Source organism: Tritonibacter sp. SIMBA_163, from assembly GCF_046535935.1.
Taxonomy (GTDB): domain Bacteria; phylum Pseudomonadota; class Alphaproteobacteria; order Rhodobacterales; family Rhodobacteraceae; genus Epibacterium; species Epibacterium scottomollicae.
Genome location: NZ_JAWJBP010000411.1, coordinates 1 through 274 on the forward strand (window position 1 = coordinate 1; position 274 = coordinate 274).

Genomic DNA, 274 nt, shown 5'->3' on the forward strand with positions numbered 1-274 from the left:
GCACGAGAACGGCCAACAGCCGTACAGCGTGGCGCAACTGCGGCAAGGGGTATCAATGGCATGAACGTAGACCGTTTAGCGCTGCTGGCCCTGGTGGGCGGCGGTGCGTATGTGGTCTGGCAGATCGGGCAGCGCGGCCAGAAAGCCTACGATGGGTACATACAGACCGCAGGCCGACCCGTGACGCCAGACGTTCTAAAACTCTTCCCGCGTACCAGCATTGGCCAACTGGTCAACATGATAGCGGGGCAATTCACCACCGACTTAGTGACGG

The 274-nt window shown here is 60.6% G+C and carries 1 protein-coding gene; it reads left to right on the forward strand.

Annotated elements, in window-relative coordinates:
- Positions 1-60 precede the first annotated feature (60 nt).
- A partial coding sequence (locus R0J92_RS22935; protein WP_411053364.1) for a hypothetical protein occupies positions 61-274 on the forward strand: 214 nt, incomplete at its 3' end.